This window comes from Photobacterium sp. 2_MG-2023, from assembly GCF_030547675.1.
Taxonomy (GTDB): domain Bacteria; phylum Pseudomonadota; class Gammaproteobacteria; order Enterobacterales; family Vibrionaceae; genus Photobacterium; species Photobacterium arenosum.
The window spans coordinates 39935-58854 of the sequence record NZ_JAUOQQ010000020.1 but is presented as its reverse complement, the minus strand read 5'-3'; the positions used below and the strand labels follow the sequence as shown (position 1 = coordinate 58854).

Annotated in this window: 18 protein-coding genes; 7 read left to right on the top strand and 11 right to left on the bottom strand. The window is 53.0% G+C overall.

The annotated features are described in order from the left end of the window. Nucleotides 1-12 precede the first annotated feature (12 nt). Together Q4491_RS15655 and rlmM are read left to right on the top strand one after the other, a co-directional pair. Entirely contained in the window at nt 13-387 is a 375-nt protein-coding gene (locus Q4491_RS15655; protein ID WP_192017557.1) for a DUF423 domain-containing protein, read from the top strand. Nucleotides 388-396: 9 nt separating this feature from the next. Next, on the top strand, nt 397-1479 hold the full coding sequence (gene rlmM / locus Q4491_RS15650; protein WP_192017558.1) for a 23S rRNA (cytidine(2498)-2'-O)-methyltransferase RlmM: 1083 nt from the start codon (nt 397-399) through the stop codon (nt 1477-1479). A 24-nt stretch (nt 1480-1503) separates the two neighbouring features. Here the strand turns inward: rlmM and xni are convergent, their stop codons facing one another. The 5 genes from xni to queF form a co-directional block, all read right to left on the bottom strand. Then, the gene (gene xni, locus Q4491_RS15645; RefSeq protein ID WP_218386475.1) at nt 1504-2277 is read right to left on the bottom strand and encodes a flap endonuclease Xni; all 774 of its coding nucleotides are present in this window, start codon (nt 2275-2277) and stop codon (nt 1504-1506) included. A 59-nt stretch (nt 2278-2336) separates the two neighbouring features. Further along, nucleotides 2337-3710, bottom strand: a complete 1374-nt coding sequence (gene ppnN / locus Q4491_RS15640; protein ID WP_192017560.1) for a nucleotide 5'-monophosphate nucleosidase PpnN — start codon at nt 3708-3710, stop codon at nt 2337-2339. A gap of 227 nt (nt 3711-3937) precedes the next feature. After that, nucleotides 3938-5464 (bottom strand): GGDEF domain-containing protein, encoded by a 1527-nt coding sequence (locus Q4491_RS15635; RefSeq protein ID WP_303458684.1) that lies wholly within the window; start codon nt 5462-5464, stop codon nt 3938-3940. Nucleotides 5465-5693: 229 nt separating this feature from the next. Continuing rightward, nucleotides 5694-7958, bottom strand: a complete 2265-nt coding sequence (locus tag Q4491_RS15630; RefSeq protein WP_303458681.1) for a lipopolysaccharide assembly protein LapB — start codon at nt 7956-7958, stop codon at nt 5694-5696. A 107-nt stretch (nt 7959-8065) separates the two neighbouring features. Continuing rightward, nucleotides 8066-8911: an NADPH-dependent 7-cyano-7-deazaguanine reductase QueF gene (gene queF, locus Q4491_RS15625; protein ID WP_192017563.1), complete on the bottom strand. Its 846-nt coding sequence runs from the start codon at nt 8909-8911 to the stop codon at nt 8066-8068. Between the two features lie 67 nt (nt 8912-8978). On the opposite strand from queF, the gene syd reads away from it, so the two are divergent. Together syd and Q4491_RS15615 are read left to right on the top strand one after the other, a co-directional pair. Beyond that, nucleotides 8979-9533, top strand: coding sequence for a SecY-interacting protein (syd, locus tag Q4491_RS15620; RefSeq protein WP_192017564.1), 555 nt, complete (start codon nt 8979-8981; stop codon nt 9531-9533). 3 nt (nt 9534-9536) lie between these two features. Continuing rightward, nucleotides 9537-10307: a Zn-ribbon-containing protein gene (locus Q4491_RS15615; RefSeq protein WP_192017565.1), complete on the top strand. Its 771-nt coding sequence runs from the start codon at nt 9537-9539 to the stop codon at nt 10305-10307. A gap of 91 nt (nt 10308-10398) precedes the next feature. Here the strand turns inward: Q4491_RS15615 and Q4491_RS15610 are convergent, their stop codons facing one another. The 4 genes from Q4491_RS15610 to Q4491_RS15595 form a co-directional block, all read right to left on the bottom strand. Beyond that, entirely contained in the window at nt 10399-10686 is a 288-nt protein-coding gene (locus Q4491_RS15610) for a hypothetical protein (RefSeq protein ID WP_218386468.1), read from the bottom strand. 31 nt (nt 10687-10717) lie between these two features. After that, on the bottom strand, nt 10718-10948 hold the full coding sequence (locus Q4491_RS15605) for a DUF2789 domain-containing protein (protein ID WP_303458676.1): 231 nt from the start codon (nt 10946-10948) through the stop codon (nt 10718-10720). 1392 nt (nt 10949-12340) lie between these two features. Further along, a complete protein-coding gene (locus Q4491_RS15600; RefSeq protein ID WP_192017567.1) occupies nt 12341-12643 on the bottom strand; it encodes a DUF3301 domain-containing protein in 303 nt (100 codons plus the stop codon). 34 nt (nt 12644-12677) lie between these two features. Continuing rightward, nucleotides 12678-13724 (bottom strand): DUF3549 family protein, encoded by a 1047-nt coding sequence (locus Q4491_RS15595; RefSeq protein ID WP_255558084.1) that lies wholly within the window; start codon nt 13722-13724, stop codon nt 12678-12680. A gap of 142 nt (nt 13725-13866) precedes the next feature. Between Q4491_RS15595 and Q4491_RS15590 the strand changes: the two genes are divergently transcribed. The 3 genes from Q4491_RS15590 to Q4491_RS15580 all read left to right on the top strand — a co-directional run bounded on the left by Q4491_RS15590 (nt 13867) and on the right by Q4491_RS15580 (nt 15518). Continuing rightward, nucleotides 13867-14193, top strand: a complete 327-nt coding sequence (locus Q4491_RS15590; RefSeq protein WP_303458672.1) for a YqcC family protein — start codon at nt 13867-13869, stop codon at nt 14191-14193. Further along, a complete protein-coding gene (truC, locus tag Q4491_RS15585) occupies nt 14190-14942 on the top strand; it encodes a tRNA pseudouridine(65) synthase TruC (RefSeq protein ID WP_303458670.1) in 753 nt (250 codons plus the stop codon). Before Q4491_RS15590 ends, truC begins: the two co-directional genes overlap by 4 nt. 120 nt (nt 14943-15062) lie before the next feature. Next, nucleotides 15063-15518 carry a flavodoxin gene (locus Q4491_RS15580; RefSeq protein WP_192017609.1) on the top strand — a complete coding sequence of 152 codons (456 nt, stop codon included), beginning with the start codon at nt 15063-15065 and terminating at the stop codon, nt 15516-15518. An 80-nt stretch (nt 15519-15598) separates the two neighbouring features. Here the strand turns inward: Q4491_RS15580 and Q4491_RS15575 are convergent, their stop codons facing one another. Both Q4491_RS15575 and glnD read right to left on the bottom strand, forming a co-directional pair. Then, nucleotides 15599-15979, bottom strand: coding sequence for a DUF3461 family protein (locus Q4491_RS15575; RefSeq protein WP_192017569.1), 381 nt, complete (start codon nt 15977-15979; stop codon nt 15599-15601). Nucleotides 15980-16182: 203 nt separating this feature from the next. After that, complete coding sequence (gene glnD / locus Q4491_RS15570; protein ID WP_303458668.1) at nt 16183-18813, bottom strand: bifunctional uridylyltransferase/uridylyl-removing protein GlnD; 2631 nt, start codon at nt 18811-18813, stop codon at nt 16183-16185. Nucleotides 18814-18920: the final 107 nt, after the last annotated feature.

Below are 18920 nucleotides of genomic sequence, written 5' to 3'. Positions count from 1 at the left end.
AGGACAGAGTGAATGCAGAGCCGGAGTATGATTCTTTTCGCCGCGATCAGCGGTGCCATTGGGGTAGGTTTAGGGGCCTTTGCCGCCCACGGACTGAAAGTGCACCTTAGCCCGCATTTACTGGATGTTTTTAAGACAGGCGTGGATTATCAGCTCTGGCACAGCCTGGCATTGTTGGGCTGCGGCATTTGGGCACGCAATTTTTCTGCAAAAGCGCTATCATACGCGGCCCTGTTATTTGCAGTGGGGATCTGTCTGTTCAGTGGCAGCCTTTATCTGCTGGCATTAACGGGGATGAAGTGGCTTGGTCCCGTAACACCACTGGGGGGACTGTGTTTTATTCTAGCCTGGTTGTCACTTGCTGTGGCGGCCTGGCGTTCTGCGTGAGGACTCGTGGTGAATCAGGTTCTGTTGTACTGCCGTCAGGGATTTGAAAACGAATGTGCCGGAGAGGTGCAGGATAAAGCCAATAAACTCGAATTGTTTGGCTTTCCGCGTGCGAAGAAAAATACCGGTTATGTACTGTTTGAATTTTATCAGGCAGGGGATGCTGATAAGTTCGTGCAACTACAGCCGTTTTCGGAGCTGATTTTTGCCCGTCAGATGCTGGTAGTGACAGCACGTCTGGAAGATTTACCGACCGATGATCGTATCAGCCCTATTCTGGCTGAGGCGGAAGCATTGCCGCGTTGTGGCGATCTGCGGGTTGAAACCCCAGATACCAACGAAGCCAAAGAACTGTTGAAGTTTTGCCGCAAGTTTACTGTGCCATTGCGCCAGGCATTTCGTAAGCAGGGGGCTTTGTACGCGAAAGATAACCCGAAGAAGCCGGTGCTGCACTTGTGCTTTACTGCACCGGGCTGCTGTTTTATCGGCTATTCCTACACCAATAACAATTCGCCATTTTTCATGGGAATCCCGCGGCTGAAGTTCCCGGCGGATGCCCCAAGCCGTTCTACGCTCAAGCTGGAAGAGGCATTTCATGTCTTTATTCCGCGCGAAGAGTGGGACGAACGACTGGCCTCTGGCATGTGGGGCGTGGATCTCGGGGCTTGCCCTGGGGGCTGGACCTATCAGCTGGTGAAGCGTTCCATGTTTGTGCATGCTATTGATAACGGGCAAATGGCCCAGAGTCTGATGGATACGGGACAGGTGAAGCATCACATGGTGGATGGCTTCAAGTTTGAGCCGCCACGTAAGAATGTCACCTGGCTGGTGTGTGACATGGTTGAAAAGCCTGCCCGGGTCGCGCATTTGGTGGGGCAGTGGCTGATTAAAGGCTGGGCAAAAGAAACCATCTTCAACCTGAAATTGCCCATGAAAGGCCGTTATGAGGAAGTACTGCAGGATATTGAAAATCTGAAAGTCTTTCTGATTCAGAATGGCATGAAATTCCGCCTGCAGGCCAAACACCTGTACCATGACCGTGAAGAAATCACGGTACATATCCAGAGTCTGGACAACCGTCATCCTCACTAATTGATCTGGTAGCTGGCGGGCTGCTCAGCCCGCCAGCTGAAATCGGATATCCTGCAAATTAAAGCCAAGCTCTAGATCGGTTTTCAGCCTGGCGACCGCTTTACTGGCTCTTGCGCTGTCTTTATTGGGTGCGATTTTCTTGCGCCATTTCTCCGGGAGATTGTCCGCGGACAAAATGCTGTCGAGATCCGGATAAAGTTGTAACAATTCACACGCTGCTTTAGGGCCGATTCCTGGTACGCCCGGAATTTTGCTTGAGCTGATCCCCGCCAGTCCCCAGTAATCGGGCAACTGCTCAGGACGGACCCCGAATTCTTTTGCAATGAACGGGCTGTCAAGCCACCGCTGCTGGAAGTAATCACGGATCATTACAGTCGGTCGCAGCAGCTGGCAGTAGCCTTTGTCGGTTGACACTATAGTGACCTTGCCGCCATGGTCTGCCACTTTGAGCGCCAGGGTGGCAATCAGATCATCGGCTTCATCGCCGTCAGACAGCAGTGAGTCGACGCCCAGCGCCATGAAGTCATCCTGTATCTGATCCATCCCTGTCTGCAGTTCCGGCGGCATAGGTTTGCGCCCTTCTTTGTAATTGGGCAACAGCTCAGCCCGCCAGCCTCTGTCATCGCCATGATGGTCAAACACCGCCACGATATGGGTTGGCTGGCTGATGGCAATGATTTTACTCAGCGCCTGGCAGCACACCTTACTGGTGCTGGCGATATCGGGCTCGCCCGGCTGGGCGGCATGCACACGGCGGATCAGGTTGAGGGCATCAATGACGACTAAGTGTATGGACATATATATCAACAATAGTAAAACAGGGCCTGCTGGCCCTGTATTCTACGTTGCATGGCAAATTATTTCACCATGTCGGGGTGAGTGAGGATCCGGTAGCAGGGAATATATTCGCTGCCCGGCAGTTTCATGCGTCGCTGAGCGACGAAATTTTTGAGCAGCTTATCCATGCGCTTCATCAGGGATGGATCGCCGTTGATCAGAAAGGGGCCATTGCGTTCAATTTCCTTGATCCCTTCTTCTTTGACGTTGCCGGCGACAATACCGGAAAAAGCACGGCGTAGATTCGCGGCAAGCTGTTCCGGCCGCTGGTTGAAGTGCAAATCCAGACTGCCCATGGCATCGTGGTTGGGTTCAAAGGGCAGTTGAAATTCCGGTGGGATTTTCAACGACCAGTTGTAACAATACGCGTCCCCGGTTTCCTGACGGTATTCTTTGGTTTGCGGCATGGCCGCTTTCATGATGCGGGCCACTTTCGCCGGGTCATCAATGACTATCTGATAATGTTTGGTTGCTTCTGCACCTAAGGTATCGCGCACAAAGCTGTCCAGGGTGCGGAAATACGGCTCACTGCTTTTCGGACCGGTGAGCACTACAGGCAAAGGTTGATCCTGATTTTCCGGATGCATCAGAATACCTATGATGTACAGCAGCTCTTCGGCGGTACCGGCTCCTCCGGGGAAGATAATGATGCCGTGACCCACACGGACAAAGGCTTCCAGCCGTTTTTCAATATCTGGCATGATCACCAGTTCATTGACGATAGGGTTAGGTGGCTCGGCGGCAATGATGGACGGTTCGGTCAGGCCTATAAAACGGCTTTTACCGTATCTTTGCTGGGCATGGCCGATGGCGGCCCCTTTCATTGGCCCTTCCATGGCACCGGGCCCGCAGCCGGTGCAGATATTCATCTCACGTAATCCTAACTGGTGGCCGACATCCCGGGTGTATTGATATTCTTCCGGGTTAATGGAGTGCCCCCCCCAGCAGACCACGATATTGGGATCTTCCCTTGAGCGGACTGTCTGGGCGTTACGCAGAATACTGAAGATGAAATTGGTGATGTGTGGTGCACTGGTCAGGTTTAAATCGTTGCGCTGGTTAACGTGAACGTTGACGTAAATAATGTCCCTCAGCACGGCAAACAGGTGCTCCTGAATACCGCGAATAATTTTACCGTCGACAAAGGCGTGCTCGGGTGGGTCTTTGAGTTCGAGTTTTATCCCGCGTTCTCTTCTCAGTACATTGATATCAAATGACTTATTGAGTTCCAGCAGTGCGTTGGAATCGTCACTGTTACTGCCTGAATTAAGTACAGCCAGTGAACAGTTGCGGTACAGGCGATACAGGTCGCTGGCCGCTGTGGCCTTCAGACTGTCAACTTCGAGCTGCGACAGCAGTGTCATCGCACCAACCGGACTGATGTGTGTAATCATGCTTACCTCCCTGGAGACGAATACAGAGGCTGATGCTTCTGTATGTAAGCGATTTTCCTGGCGGATAAAGGATCGACCGCGGATGGAAATAGCGGGCATTTTCCTGACCCGTACTATTGAACATACACAGGGTTACAGGGTTTGACTAGGGCAGAAAGAAAAAAAAGAGTTTGTGTAGCAGTGGGTTAGAGCCTGGATTTGCCAGCAGCTGAGTGAGTAATCAGTGATTAAGCGATCCAGATCAGATGGTTGCGGCCAGCGTGTTTCGCGCTGCTCAGAGCCTTTTGTCCCCGCTCGATCACCTTGCCCGGGGTATCTGTGTCATCAAAGAGCGTCGCGCCTATTGAGGCCGAAATGGTGACGTTCTTTTCCCTGAACCGGAAGGGGAGCTGCAAGATGGCTTCACGAATACCGGACAGCCGTCGATGACGTTCATCTTCGGCGATATCAGGCAGGATAAGCATGAACTCGTCATTGCCGACCCGGGCGATAAAGTCGGTATCTCTGAGATGCTGGTGCACAGTACGGGCGATAATCTTCAGCACTTTGTCGCCAGCCTGGAAACCATAGTTGTCATTGAGATCCCCGAAATGATCGATATTGACAATGGCCAGGCACAGCGGGTGCTGATAGCGAATCCAGCGGCGGTATTCGTGCTCCAGCCGGTCATGAAAAGCCGCCCGGTTGTAAACACGGGTCAGCGGGTCAAGGAATATCCGGCGTTGCAGATCTTCAATCTGGCGATGCTGGTTCTGCGTTTGCTGATAGAGGTGCTCGGCACGATTCTGGTGATAATGTAGTTGCTCCAGCAACGCCTGTTCGCGGTTTTCAAGCGAGCGCTGGCGCTCGACCAGTTGTCTGAGTGAGGTATCGAGCGAATGTGCGGCACCGCGCCAGCTTTCCAGGTTGGTGTACTGCTGCAGCGCGTGGTGGAAGCGGTCAGACAGTTGCCCAAGCTCGGCAGTCAGTTCAGAACGGTGCTTGTACAGCGCTTGCCCCTGATCGGCGGTCTGGCGCGTCGTTTGTTCCAGTGCTGCCAGATCGCCGCTGATGACATCAAGAAATTTTTGCGAATGGCGACGTTCGTGAATAAAGCTGTCCAGCGCCAACCGCAACACATCCAGGCATAGCTCGACCAGTGAAATGGGCTCGACACCGGCGAGCAATTGGTGCCGTATGGCCAGCAACTGGTCGCCGGATTCACCCTCGGCATCCAGCTCTGTGATGATCTGTTGCAGCTCATTGCACAGCTTATGCTGTAAATCGTTGTCTTTTGAGCGTGATTCACGTTCGATGCTGACAGGCACAGTCAGGAGTTTCAGGGCGCGATCATACAGACCGAACAATTGGGTGATTTGCTGGTGGCTGTGGTGCAGTGAGTCAGGTGCCTGGGACAGAAGATCATGGATGTCGCGTTTTAGCTGAACCGGCAGGGCAGGGATGCGTTTCAGGCTTTCAGAGCTTTGCCGGATCAGATCAGACAGGCGTTCCATGGTTGAATGGGTTGAGGTTTGCCGGAGCAATAACCGTTCAACCTGGGCCAGATGCGGCACAATCTTACTGATATCTTTGTTTTGTTCCAGATCGGTACGCAGGGTATCAAGCCGTTTGTCCAGCTCGCTATCCAAACCTTTACAGGCAACAGACATACGGGCAATCAGGCGTTTTAGAATAACGATTTCACGACGCGATTTTAATGACACATCGCGGTATGACAATTGAGCCTGATCCAAACGCAGCTTCAATTCACTCACATCAGAAGCTGCATTATATTTCGCAGTCACGTCGACTAATAATTACCTTATCTAAACATCCATTACACCCAGCGGCAGGCGCTGTGCAAGCTCGGATGTTAGCAAAAATGTTCTGATGAGTTGAACATTATTAACGGCTTGTTTTCCCAGACACAAACGCTCGCGTGCTTTTTATGCTATTTCGTGATCTTTGTAGCTCTAAACAGCGGAAATACTGAGCGTTTTTTCCTCAGAGGTGCCGGCGCCAGTCATATTCCTGATGGGAAGAGGTCTGCACCCTGACCAAACCTTTGTCCATCGCCAGTATGCAAGCGCGGCGGATATTCTCGCCGGCGAAACTGGCGGCCGGGGCTGCTTCGATGGCACTCAGGTGCACCCATTGGCTGCCGGTTTCGGTTTTGCTTATCTGGCGGGCGGCATGGGTGGCCATCAGCAGAATGTCGATCAGTTCCTGATCATTGATGGCGGTACAGGCCCGAGGCAGAAAAGGGTACTCGGCCATTCCTATGCGTACCCGGCTGTCGAGCTGCCTGTCGTTCATGAAAGTGTCCACCAGTTGTTTGATGGAATCTGCCAGCTGCTGAGGCGCACTTTCAAGGCGTGAGTTTGGCTCTATGTACAGGAACATGGCATCGGAAAAATGGTACAGGCGGGCCGGTTCGCAAATCTGGGCTTTGAGGTAATCACCAAACTGGCGCTCCAGCTCCAGTCCCTGCTGGTAGCCATGTTCAAGATAGACATGTTTGAGTAGTGGGACTTCAAACAGGGCAAAGCGTAACCGGTCGCTCAGGGGTTCGTTAATGATCTCCCCCAGGTGCCACTGCTCGAAATGCGCACTGCTCTGCTGCAGCGAGCTGGAGAGTCTGGCATTGAGCATTCTCAGGTTGCGCAGGCCACTGCGGGGGTGGGTGTAGAATTCATCCCGCAGCAGCGCCAGGCGCTCCCGCCAGCGGCATGCGGAGCGGTGACGATACCAGAGCACCAGCAGGGCCAGCAACAGGCCGATCAACAGTACTGTGGTGATGTTCTTTTGCTGATAAAGGGCTTTTTCCTGGGTGAATTGCTGTCGTTCAAGTTCTTCTAACTGCAGCGCCCGCGCCATCATACGCTGTTGCTGGCGGAACACTTCGGCATTACTTTTCACCTGATTTTCCTGCAAAGAGGCATACAACTGCTCATAGCGGCGTTGGCTCAGCAGGGCGTTGTAATAGTCTTTCTGCTTCTCAAATGCGGCCGACAGGCTGATTTCTCCCTGCATTTGCAGAGCCGGCTGTGCTTTGGGCAAACGGCTCGCCGCCAGCAGTGCCGCCTGGATGGTCGAGATTGCCTGCGCGGTTTTATCTTCTGCCAGCTCAAGCTGTCCCTGGAGCAGCTGTGACTTGATCAGAGTGATTTCATCATCGCTTTCCTGCGCCAGCTGACGGGCATGGTGCAGGTATTGTTCAGTTTTCGGGTAGTTATAGAGTTTGAGATAAACGCGGGCAATACTCAGGCGCAGCTTGGAGGAGCGGGTAGGTAAGCGCAGCTGGTTTTCCTGATCTAAAGCATTGAAGTAATGCACCAGCGCAAGGTTATACCGGCCCTGCTGTTCGTAAATATTGGCTATCAGCGCCAGAGTGCGGGCCAGGGGGATGGTGCGATTGAAGTGCTCGAAAAACTCTCCTGCCTGCGTCGCGTGTTCCAGTGCCTTGTCAAAGACTTTGCGCTCTTCGTAAAGCGTGGCCAGTTCCAGGTTGGCGATCGCCATTTTGCCGTGATCGTCTTTTTCCTGCGCCAGCCAGTAGCCGCTCAGCAAACGATCCAGCGCCAGATCATAGTGCTGGTGCCGTAAATAATGCATCCCGTGATTAAGCAGGAAGTTGATTTCTTCTTTACTATCATCAAGCTCGGACAGGTCACGCTTGGCACGGATATACATTTTCTCTGCCTGTCTTTCATCGCCAAGGGTGGATTCCATATCGGCACGGAGCATCAGCAACTGATACTGCAGAATCTTGATTTGTTCGCTGCGTTGCAGTTTCTCATCACCGGCGATGACCTGATCGATTTTATCCAGTCGAGCCGCCGCTGAGGAGGCCTCGCCCATCCCGTGCCATAGAACATTGGCATGAATGAGCTGTGTTTCGAGTAGCGTATAGCTGAACGCGTTTTCAATCGCCAGTGCTTCGGCTTCGTTGATGGTGTGAATGGCGTCGCTTTGCGCATTTAACAAAGACTGCGCTCTGGCTTTTATTTGCAGCGCATTGATGGTGCTCAGCGGGGTGCGGATAGAATGGTCAGTTTCTTCATTAACATGGACGCGAGAGCTGTCGACAGGCACACTGAGGCGACGTTGGTTCAGGTAGCGTTCGGTGATCTCCAGTGCTTTTTCCGGGCTGGTTTCCAACAGGAGATCGGCATCGGCCAGAATAGGGGTGGCATAAATCTTCGCCTGAGCCGGCAGGGCGGTGAGAAACAAAAGCAGGATGCTGAAGAGCCAGTAACGACAGTTCATAGCGCACTTATCCATCGGGAAACACGGCCCTCATATTACTGGCTCAGGACGTCAAGTCCAGCAAAGTAAAGCGATTTGCCGGACTTGACTGCTAAGCGGGCGAGCCTTTACTGACGTGCCATGCGATCGTTGTTGCTTGGCGTCTTGCCCTGATTGGTGCGGTAAGGGTTAATATCCAGACCGCCACGGCGGGTGTAGCGGGCGTAAACAGTCAGTCGCTCCGGCTGGCAAAAACGCATCAGATCCATGAAGATCCGCTCAACACATTGTTCGTGGAACTCATTGTGATTGCGGAAAGACACCAGGTAGCGCAGCAGTTTTTCACGATCTATCCGCTTGCCTTTATAGGCAATTCGTACGCTGCCCCAGTCTGGCTGGCTGGTGATCAGGCAATTAGATTTCAGCAGATGGCTGTGCAGCACTTCCTCTACTTCCTCACCACTGGCGGCATTGTTCAGCAGCTCAGGTTCAAAGTCGAAACTGGTAATCTCAATATCCTGCTCATCAATGCATTCACCGGCAAAATCCACGATAGGCTGATCGGTAAAGTCACTCAGCGGCTGGATAGTCACGTCCACATCCATCCCGGCGCAGGCGGATAAATCTTTCTGCAGAATATCTGCCACTTCCTGCCAGCTGCCGAAACGGGTATTGTTCAGGCTGTTCAGGAAGAGTTTGAAAGACTTGGATTCAATCAGATTAGGGCTGCTGGCGGGCAGACGCACTTCACCGATAGCCACCTGAGGCAGTCCTTTGCTGTTGAGCCAGGACAACTCGTACAGGGTCCAGATGTCATACCCGGTGAATGGCAGGTCGTCGCTCAGCGACAGATCATCACGATTTAGCTTACGCGGCACGGCCTGCAGCAGAGTGGGATCGTACTGATCTTTGTATTCGCTTTTTTGGCCAAGAGTTAAACCGGCTAGTTCTTTCGCGTCTTTGTATTTGCTCATATTGTCCTGGACACACACACTTGGATTAGAATAGGCAAAGTTTACTGAATCTTGCTTGAGGTTGCGAATGAATCATCCTGTAACGGCCGCATTGGCTGAATTTTCTTCCCGTTTTATTAAAGTGTGGCACGATGAGCGCGCCTGTCTGCCCTGCAGCAGCGATCTGATTGGCCTCACATCTCCTTGTATTGAAACGGATAATGGCGATACCGTGAGCTGGCAGCCGGTCGCGCGTGAGCCTGCTGGCCGTTTTGATGCGGTTGAGACAGGCATTGAACTTCGTCTGCATCCGGATATTACGGCGTTTTACGGCAGCTTTTTCAGTGGCGATATGGCGGCCCGTTTCAAGGCGCTGGAATTTGACCTGCTGCAGGTGTTTAGTGAGTCGGATCATCAACGGCTGCAGGAAAACATTCTGGGTCACCTGGTGACTCAGCGCCGGCTGAAGCTCAAGCCGACTGTCTTTATCGGGGTGATGGATGCAGAAGATCAGGTAATTGCTATCTGTAATCTGACCGGTAACGTTATTCTCGAGACGCTGGGCAAATCCGACCGGGAGGTGCTGGCGTACGATGTCGAGACCTTTATTCGCCAGCTTGAGCCCGTTGTGAAGGTGAGTTAAGCCATGTATGTCGTTGAGCTACAGTTTGAATGCTTTGACAACACCACTGTCGCTGCGGTGGAGCAGGCGATCAATGGCCTGATGGATGCGCTGCGCTATAACGGCCAGGTGCTGGGGCGGGAGTTCCCTGTCGTGATGGATGAAGCCGTGTTTAAAGTGCGGGCTGTCTGTCCGGAGAAAACCAGCCTGCACAGCCAGTTTCACAGTCCGCAGGTCAAAGCGGGTATCAACAGGCTGACACAAGCCAGTTTGCTGGCCCCGAAAATTAAAGTCTTGGGGCGTGATATCAATTCGGAAGCGACGGCCGAAGAAGCACCGGGCTGGCAGGTGCTGTATACCACTTATGTGCACACCTGCTCCCCGCTGCGCAGCGGCGACAGCTTATTGCCTATCCCTTTGTACCGGATACCGGCAACCTTTAACGGTGATCATAAAGCCTTGGTCAAATGGCAGACCGAATGGCAAGCCTGTGATGAAATTCAGATGGCCGGAGGCTGTAAAGCTGAACATGCGGCCCTGCATGAAATCCGCGATGCCGACAGTGATTTGTTCCGCCGTGGCTGGGATTTACGCGGCAGGATTGAATTTCTGACCAAAGTGCCCACCTATTATTATCAGTACCGGGTGGGTGGGGTCAGTCTGGTCGATGAGGCTGATCGTCCTTGCCCTAAATGCGGACAAGCCTGGCGGGTGGATGAGCCGATCCACGGTATTTTCCATTTCAAATGCGATCCGTGCCGGCTGGTGTCCAACCTGTCCTGGGATTATCAGTAGCTCAACCCCCGTTGGTCGGCATGCGCCGTTCGACGCAGTCACCGCCCGTTACCACAAAGCAACGGGCGGTGACTGCACTTAACAAGGCAGGTTATTTATCTTGCTGGGTCTGCTCCAGGGCGACAAGGCGTGCTGTCAGGCTGGCGACTTGTTGCTCCAGGGCAGCCAGTCGTTCGCTGTCGCTGGCCGGTGCTGCCTGGCTGGCTTTAATGTCTGGTACTTTGGCATGCTGTTTCCAGCTTTTAAGCGCCTGAATGATCACAGGCATAGGTAAAGGCTCACGCAGGCGGGCTTTCACCAGTGCGACACTGGGCTCTTTACCTTCCGCGATGAGTGTGGATATGGCGCGCTCCAGCGCATCGGTAATGGCAGATGACATATTTCTTCCTGAAAGAGTGGCTCGGGTTCACTTATTTTCGTAGCAAAGCGTCTAATTGATCAATCACTTCGCACCAATCGGCATCTTCAGCAATCGATTCTTTGAGAAAACGGCACTGGGCGGGTTGCCAGAAATCAGCCTGAGCGAGGGTTTCGTCTTGTTTGAGATTATGGTCGCGAATGAAGCCTTCTATCGATTCCTTGGACGAATTCATTCCTAACTGATTGAATAAACTGTGTAAGTCGTGGCTGAATGTTTCCATCTTGCTATTCCCCTACTGGTGTTTGTCATAAGTATAGTGGGGAATAGTCGTCAATTCGTCTCTGTGGTTTGTGAGAGATCGCTTACAAGCATGTAAGACATACTGAAGTCTTGCTATGGCAGTTAGCCTAAATGGATACAGATAATTGTTTATTATCATGTGTTTATGTTGATTTTGTCGTGCCGGGCTAAATGTGGCGTGATAACTGACATTCAATGTGCGCTTGTTCGAATCGGGATATCGCGTAATCTTAACTCTGTCGGAAGGAGCTGACACGGAACAGGAACATGAGCCACGGAGTTGGCGGTCTCAGGATGAGACACGGTCTTCAGGATGAGGGCTGACATGGACAGTTCGGAGACTGCAGGATGTAGTCAGTGCAAGCAGGATGTTTGCCGTCAGGATGACACAAGGATGATGCTTCAGGAAGAAGCCAGGGACACCGCCAGGATGGCTGTTGAGAGTTCACCCGGGATGGGTAACGGGTCAGGAGACCAGGACACTTCAGGATGAAGTTCAACAAGGGAAGCGCTGAAGGATACAGCATACAAAGGAATGATGCAGGGAGCACCATAGTAGTAGGAAGCTACAGGTAAGACCTAAGGGCGCAACGCAAGTTGCGCCCATTCTTTTATGTCTGGAATGTGGTAACAGGGCGTACCACAGCAGGCATTCCGACCGTCAGCTCATTTTTGTTCCCTTGTCTCATACCCTGTATTGGCTGTACTGAGTTGCGACGGCTGATTACGCGTCATCCTGCTTCATATTTTGCCTGCTATCTTGTAAGCGATCTCTCACAAAAGCGTGAGAAATATGCGTTTTCTATGATCTCTTTCAGCGCACAAATCTAAAAATATATCAACCAATTCATTGTCTTATGTTTTTATCGCCTTGTGGCCTGAGCGCAGGGGAAAGAGCAAACCAACGACTGTGCTGTGTCCGGCGCGTAATTATCGTAGTCTTAGAAGTGTCGAAGGAATTGACACACGGAACAGGATAACGGCCAGGGAGCAGGGTCGGTTAAGGATGATAGTGAAGGCGAGGACAGCTTTCACGCTAAGGACGGTTCAGGACATGGCGGGATGCCGGCTGCAGTGTTCAGGATGACACTGCTCAGGAAGAGACAGGGATACTTTCAGAACGAAAGCAGGGACACCGCCAGGAAGGTCGAAGAGAGTTATTTCAGGATGAAGTAACGGATCAGGAGATCAACGGACACGTTCAGGATGAGCGTTTAAAGGAAAATCGCCGACGGATTCCGGCGCATCAAAGGAATGAGGCAGGGAGCCTATGTGTAGCCGGATTGCTGCAAGTAAGACCTAAGGGCGCAACGTAAGTTGCGCCCGTTTTATTTTGTGTGTTGGGAAAAAGAAAAATTGGCGCGGGAACGGTTCAGCCCGGCATATGGTGCGGCGGCACATAAAACTGTACCGGACGCAGCCCCTTGAAGGTGGCGCATCCCTGATAGGCATCAGCACCGTCAGCTGAAAACTCAAACAAGTACAGGGTTTGCCAGCTCCAGTTGCCGGCATCATCTTTCAGGCGGTGCGAGCCTCTGGCGACACTCAGCAACTGCAAGCCTAACTGCTGGCAGCGTTGAGTGATAAATTGCTGGGCCAGCTCGCTCTGGCGCCTTTGCTGCCAGAACAGATAGCCCAGTATGGCCATCGCCAGTATGCCAAGTAAATTATCCATCCGTGGGATTTCCTTCTCAGTTCCGTTTCATTTGTTATTGGCCGCGAGTGGCTTGTTGCAACCGGGTAATGGCCTCGGTCAGCTCGGCATTGGCTGAACTGTGCAGCACCTGCAGCATAGTGCCGCGCAGTGCTGGCAGCATCACCAGATCGGCAAACAGCTGGTTGAATAAATTCTGATCCTGAGTCTGGGCCAGGCGCAGTAAAAACTGACTGGCTGAGTCAGTGTCAGCTAGGCCTTTCCAGCACCGGCCGGCTATGGCGACCAGCATTTCAGGGTGGCAGAGTTCAGGTTTGGCCAGTATGGCCTGAAGCGCCCGGTTCAGCATAGCCGTCTCGGCACCTGACATGGCACGCAGTAAGGCAGACAACAGGAAGATGTCGGTTTGCTGTGCCGTCAGCTCACCTTGAATGCGTTCCGCCAGACGCTCAGACAGCGCCGCTGGCAGCTCACAGTGTTCCAGACAACCCAGCAGCGCGTACAGCGGCGTCATGGGGAGATTCTGCAGCGCCTTGCGCAGGCAGGTCGCGTTATTTTCCTGCTTCATGCGGGCGCAGATATCGGCCAGCCCCTGTAAGCCGACGCCCTGCCATTGCGCCCAATCCAGTTTACCGCTGAGATAGACCTGGGCATGTTCGTAATACTGGCTGGCTGGCAACGCCAGTTGCTGACGCAGATGGGCGTGGAAGATCGCCATTTTGTCGTCTTTCGGTTTGAAGGTGTACGGGTTGGCTGCCAGCTTCTCCTGCTCTTCGTCTGTTGGCACCGCATTGAGTGTGGCGCCCATGGCTTCGATGACATACTTAATGAAATCGCCGACTGCGGCCTGTTTGAGTAAGCCCCGCTCATCCAGCGGCAGCTTGAGAAACCAGATCCAGGGCGGATTACCCTGCTGCCAGAAGGAAATCGACAGGTGAGCATGCTGCTGTAACGGCCATGGATAAGGTTGGCGGTTATCTTCAACCGCTTTGAAAGTTGCTCGCTCGATTTCACAGACCCGGCGGCCCAGATCGAAAATCTTATACTGGCATCCGGCATTGTCCAACAGTTGGGTCAGGGTGTGAAATTTATCCATGGGCATGCTACAGGGCTCCTAGAGTTTGACGGCTTATGGTGGCGCATTATAGGGAGTTGAGCGTGAAGATGGTATCCTTGCGCGCCAGTTGTCCGGCTGAGCTCACCCTCAGCCATCAGGCTAGATATGTTGATCCAGGAGTACAGCATTGGATTGTTACGAAAAAACCACCCGTTTGCTGGTACGGTTAGAACAGCAGTTACACGCGCAAGGACTGTGGCAGCACAGCCCACCCAGTGAGGAAGCGTTGGCCAGTACTGAGCCATTCGCCATTGATACGCTGACATGTGCAGAATGGCTGCAATGGATTTTTCTGCCCCGTATGTATCATCTGGTCGAGGAAAGGCTGATGTTGCCGACTCAGTTCAATATTTATCCCTATGCTGAAGAGTCAGCCAAACTGGAACCTGAACTGGCCGGTGTGTTGCCGCTGATTGCTGAACTGGATCACTGGCTGGGCGGGGCGAATCAATGACAGCGCCAAATACTGAACTTGAGATCCTGTATCAGGATGACTATCTGGTTGCCGTTAACAAACCGGCCGGTATGCTGGTGCACCGCTCCTGGCTTGATCGCCACGAAACCCGGTTTGTGATGCAGACCCTGCGGGATCAGCTCGGTGGGCAGCATGTGTTTCCCTTACACCGACTCGATAAACCGACCTCAGGCGTACTGTTATTTGCACTCTCAAGCGAGATGGCCGCTGAAATGATGCCAAAATTTGCGGGCCGGGAGGTGAAGAAAACCTATCATGCTGTGGTACGCGGCTGGGTGAAAGAAGCCGCAGTATTGGATTATCCGCTGAAAGAAGAGCTGGATAAGATGAGCGATAAGCGGACCTTGCAGGACAAAGCACCGCAGGAGGCCGTCACAGCGTATCGTCCGCTCGCCAGAGTGGAAACCCCAATCCCTGTCGGCCGTTATGCAACCAGCCGCTATACCCTGGTTGAAATGAAACCGGAAACCGGCCGCAAGCATCAGCTGCGCCGGCACATGCATCATCTGAGTCATCATATTATTGGTGATGTGAACCATGGTGATGGCCGGCATAACCGCATGTTCAGGGAGCACTATGACTGTCACCGGCTGATGCTGCATGCCTCTGCGCTGGAATTTATCCATCCGGTTACCGGTCTGCCGCTAACGATCCGTGCAACCGTGGATCAGAGCTGGCAGGGTGTGATGCTGGCCTTCCAGTGGCCGCTGTCTTATCTGGACGGATAAAATCACCGTTTTTGATTGCAGGATCGCGCATTTGTGTTTCGGAATTTGCATCTGGCCGGTACAAGGGTCAGAGTAATCTCAGGTCATTGAAATTTAAACAGGGAGTGAGGTGTGACTGTGATGGCAACTATTGGTGTATTTGTGGGCTCTGTGTTTGGCGGGGCAGAGGAAGTCGCAGAAGAAGTCGTCAGCGAGCTGAAAACCAATGGCCACGATGCGGAACTGTTCACAGATCCCAGTCTGGACGATTTTCTTGCTTACCGGGATCAGGTCGCGTTGGTGATTACTTCCACCACAGGGCAGGGGGAGATCCCTGAAAATCTGTTGCCGCTGTATATGGCGCTGAATGATCAGTTTCCACTGATGCCGGCGCTCAACTATGGTGTGATAGCGATGGGCGATTCCAGTTACGGTGAGGACAGATACTGTGGCGGCGGACGGCAGTTTGACGCCTTACTTCAGGAGCTGCAGGCCAAGCCTGTGACTGCGCGTCTGGATATTGATGCCTGCGTCAATTTTGATCCGGCGGAAGCGGCGCTGCCCTGGCTGCAGGACTTTATGAAAAAAGTGCAGTAATGCCGGTGACTCACAGGTAGCGAGATGTAAAAAGGGCACCTCAGCAGGTGCCCGATTTCTGACTTATTATTTACCACTAGTTACTTCAGTTTTGCCAGATCGGATTCGATCTCGGCAATTTTATGGCTGACCACCTGTTCCAGATGGCGTAAATCGTCCAGAATTTTTTTCTTGATATCGACATCGGTGTGGCGCTTTTTCGTGATCTTGTCTAACTCGTCGGTGACAAAAGTCAGCTTGCGGTTAATCTCCGAGACTTCCTTGGCTTCACGGTTGCCGCTGTTCACGATGACAGACTTGGACTGGCGTTGGAATTTGAACTTCATGCTTTTGGCAAAAATCTCTCCTTTTCCTTTGGCGAAGTAGATTTTCAGAATGTCATTCGCAGCTTCCTGGCGCAGACTATAACTTTCAATGCGCTCAGGGTGTTCGATGCCCAGGCTGGTAAGGTTGGGGTACATGGCGGCCTCGTGTTGTTTCAGTCAATAAACCGTCTGCGCTCAGTACAACAAATGCGAACCTAAGTGGCATTACCTGGCGTTGATAGAGGCAGTTTGTTGCTACTCTAGCAATTTATGCTGGGTAAATCTTGCACGCGGCGCAGAATCTGCGTCAAGGATTCGCAACAGCCAGTCATGTTTGGCTGACGGGCTGACTGGTTTGACTATGCCGCGTCGTCAATACGTTCAATCAGTGCGGTTTTGAGCGCCGATTCCTGCTCGGCGCTCAGTTGCTGACCCTCTTCATTGACCAGAATGAAAAAGTCTTCTGCTCTCTCCCCTATGGTGGTGATCTTGGCGGCCTGCAGACTGACATTCTGATCGGCAAACACTGAACCTATCCGGGCCAGCAGCCCTGGCATGTCCAGTGCCACCAGCTCCATCATGGTCTTTTTGCCTGTTTTGGTGGGCAGAAAATCGACCTGGGTTTTGACGTTGAAATGGCGCAGCTTGCGTGGCGGACGCTTATTGCGCCGCACCGAAACCATGGTGTCCAGGGCATGGATAAGATCGTCCCGGACCGTGGCGCGGCGGTTGTCCGTCAGGGGATCACCGTTTGGATCCAGCACCATGAAGGTATCTAAGGTGTAGCCATCTTTACTGGTCATGATTTGTGCATCATGAACGCTGAGGTTTTTCTTATCCAGTTCGGCCACAACAATGGCAAACAGTTTGGCTTTGTCGCGGCTGTAAACGAACACTTCGGTCCCGCCACGGGTCGGCTTTTTGCTGATCAGTATCAGCGGCACATCCGGATTCTCATGTTTCAGCAGCGCCTCGGCATGCCAGGCTATCTGCTGGTGGGTGTGACGCAGAAAATAGTCGGCTTTAAAACGTTGCCAGAGCACGTCGACTTCACGCTGGCTGAAGCCTTGGCTGCGCAGCAGGGCAGAGGCCATTTGCTGGTTGTGGCGAATACGTTCGCGGACATCAGGCGGGTTTTCCAGGCCGCGACGTAGCGCTTTCTGGCTGGAGTAATACAGTTCGGCCAGCAGGGTGCGCTTCCAGCTGTTCCACAGCTCCTGATTGGTGGCGCAGATATCTGCCACTGTCAGGCAAATCAGATAATCCAACCGCTCTTCATCGCGCACTGTCTTGGCAAACTCAGTGATCACATCCGGGTCATAAATGTCTCTGCGCTGGGCGGTGACTGACATCAGCAGGTGATTCTTGACCAGCCAGGTGACCAGATTGGCTTCCGGTCGCGACAGGCCATGTTCAAGGCAGAACCGGTAGGCGTCGTCTGCCCCCAGCTCGGAATGGTCGCCGCCTCGGCCTTTGGCGATGTCGTGGAAAATTGCCGCCAGTATCAGCAGTTCTTTTTTCTGAATCCGCGGATACACTTCGCAGCAGATAGGGTGAACCTCCCGGTTGGCCGGATCGCTGAATTTGTTCATGTGTTTGAGCAGGCGGACACTGTGCTCATCCACGGTGTAAACATGGAACAGGTCAAACTGCATTTGCCCCACTATCTGGCTCCATTGCGGGAGATAGGCGGCAAGCACACCGTGGCGGTGCATCAGGTGAAAAGCTTTGTTCAGGGCGTTTGGCTGGCGTACCAGCTCCATGAATTTCTCGCGTGCTTCAGGAATATCCACTAAAAAACGGTTCAGACGGCGTCGGGCAGTACGTAACTGGCGCAGCGTGGGGGCTGAAATGCCTTCTATCTCTGAATTACCTGCGATATGCAGGAACATGTCGAGAATGGTCTCCGGACGTGCCTGAAATAAGGCTGGCTTTCTGGCTTCGATGAGGTTGCCGACCAGGCGGAAATCGTCGTCCAGATCGACGATGGCTAACTCGTCACCGTTTTTCAGTATCGCCTGATCAAACAGCTGCAGCAGCATTTTATTGAGTTCGGCCACACGCCTGAGCGTGCGGTAGAACTCTTTCATCATCATTTCGACCGGTTTGTTGCCTTCCCCTTGATAGCCCAGTTTTTGCGCGACGGAAGCCTGATGCTCGAAGGTCAGCCGGTTGTCGTAGCGTTTGAGCTCACAATGCAGGGCAAACCGGATACGCCACAACGAGGCCTGGCACTCATACAGTTCACGGTACTCGGCATCGGTCAGAAAACCAAAGCGGCTCATCTCCAGTAGATTGGTCGCGCCGAAATGCCGGCGGGCGACCCAGCTTAAGGTGTGAATGTCACGCAGCCCGCCAGGGCTGGATTTGATATCCGGTTCCAGGTTATAGGTGGTGTCGTGATAGCGGGCATGGCGGATGCGCTGCTCTTCGACTTTGGCACGGTAGAAGGCTTCGCTGGGCCAGAATTTGCCGGAATTGACCTGATCCTGCAATTGCAGAAAGCTGTCTTCACTGCCGCACAGCAGGCGGGCTTCCTGAAGATTGGTGGCCACGGTTAAATCTTCCAGCCCGATATTGATACACTCTTCAACGGTACGGACGCTGTGGCCCACTTCCAGCTTGAGATCCCACAGTAAGGTCAGAAACTCACTGATTTGTTTTCCTGTATGATTATCAAGCGGGATGGTACTGAGCAGCAGGATGTCGACGTCAGACAAGGGATGCAGCTCGCCGCGACCGTATCCGCCGACCGCAACCAGCGAGAGATCGTCGCGCTTATCGAGTCCGAACAGGGGCCAGAGATGGCGAAGCAGCCGGTCTATACAGCCCGCTCTGGCTTCGACCAGCTCAGTCACAGGAACATGCTGGGAGAAGAGTAACTGCTGCTGATCGTTGAATTGCTCCAACTCTTCTTTGAGCATGATAAGCAGCTGAGCAGTGTCTTCGCAGCTGGTTGGGGTGTGGGGTTCGGATTGAATCTGTGTCATTGCTGTCCATGCCATGTTGAGGTATCAGTGACGGGCAATAAAGCCTTGTTTCCAAGCCTTTGCTGGTGGCTGGGAGGAAAACTGCCGTCTCTTTACTCTAGCCTGAA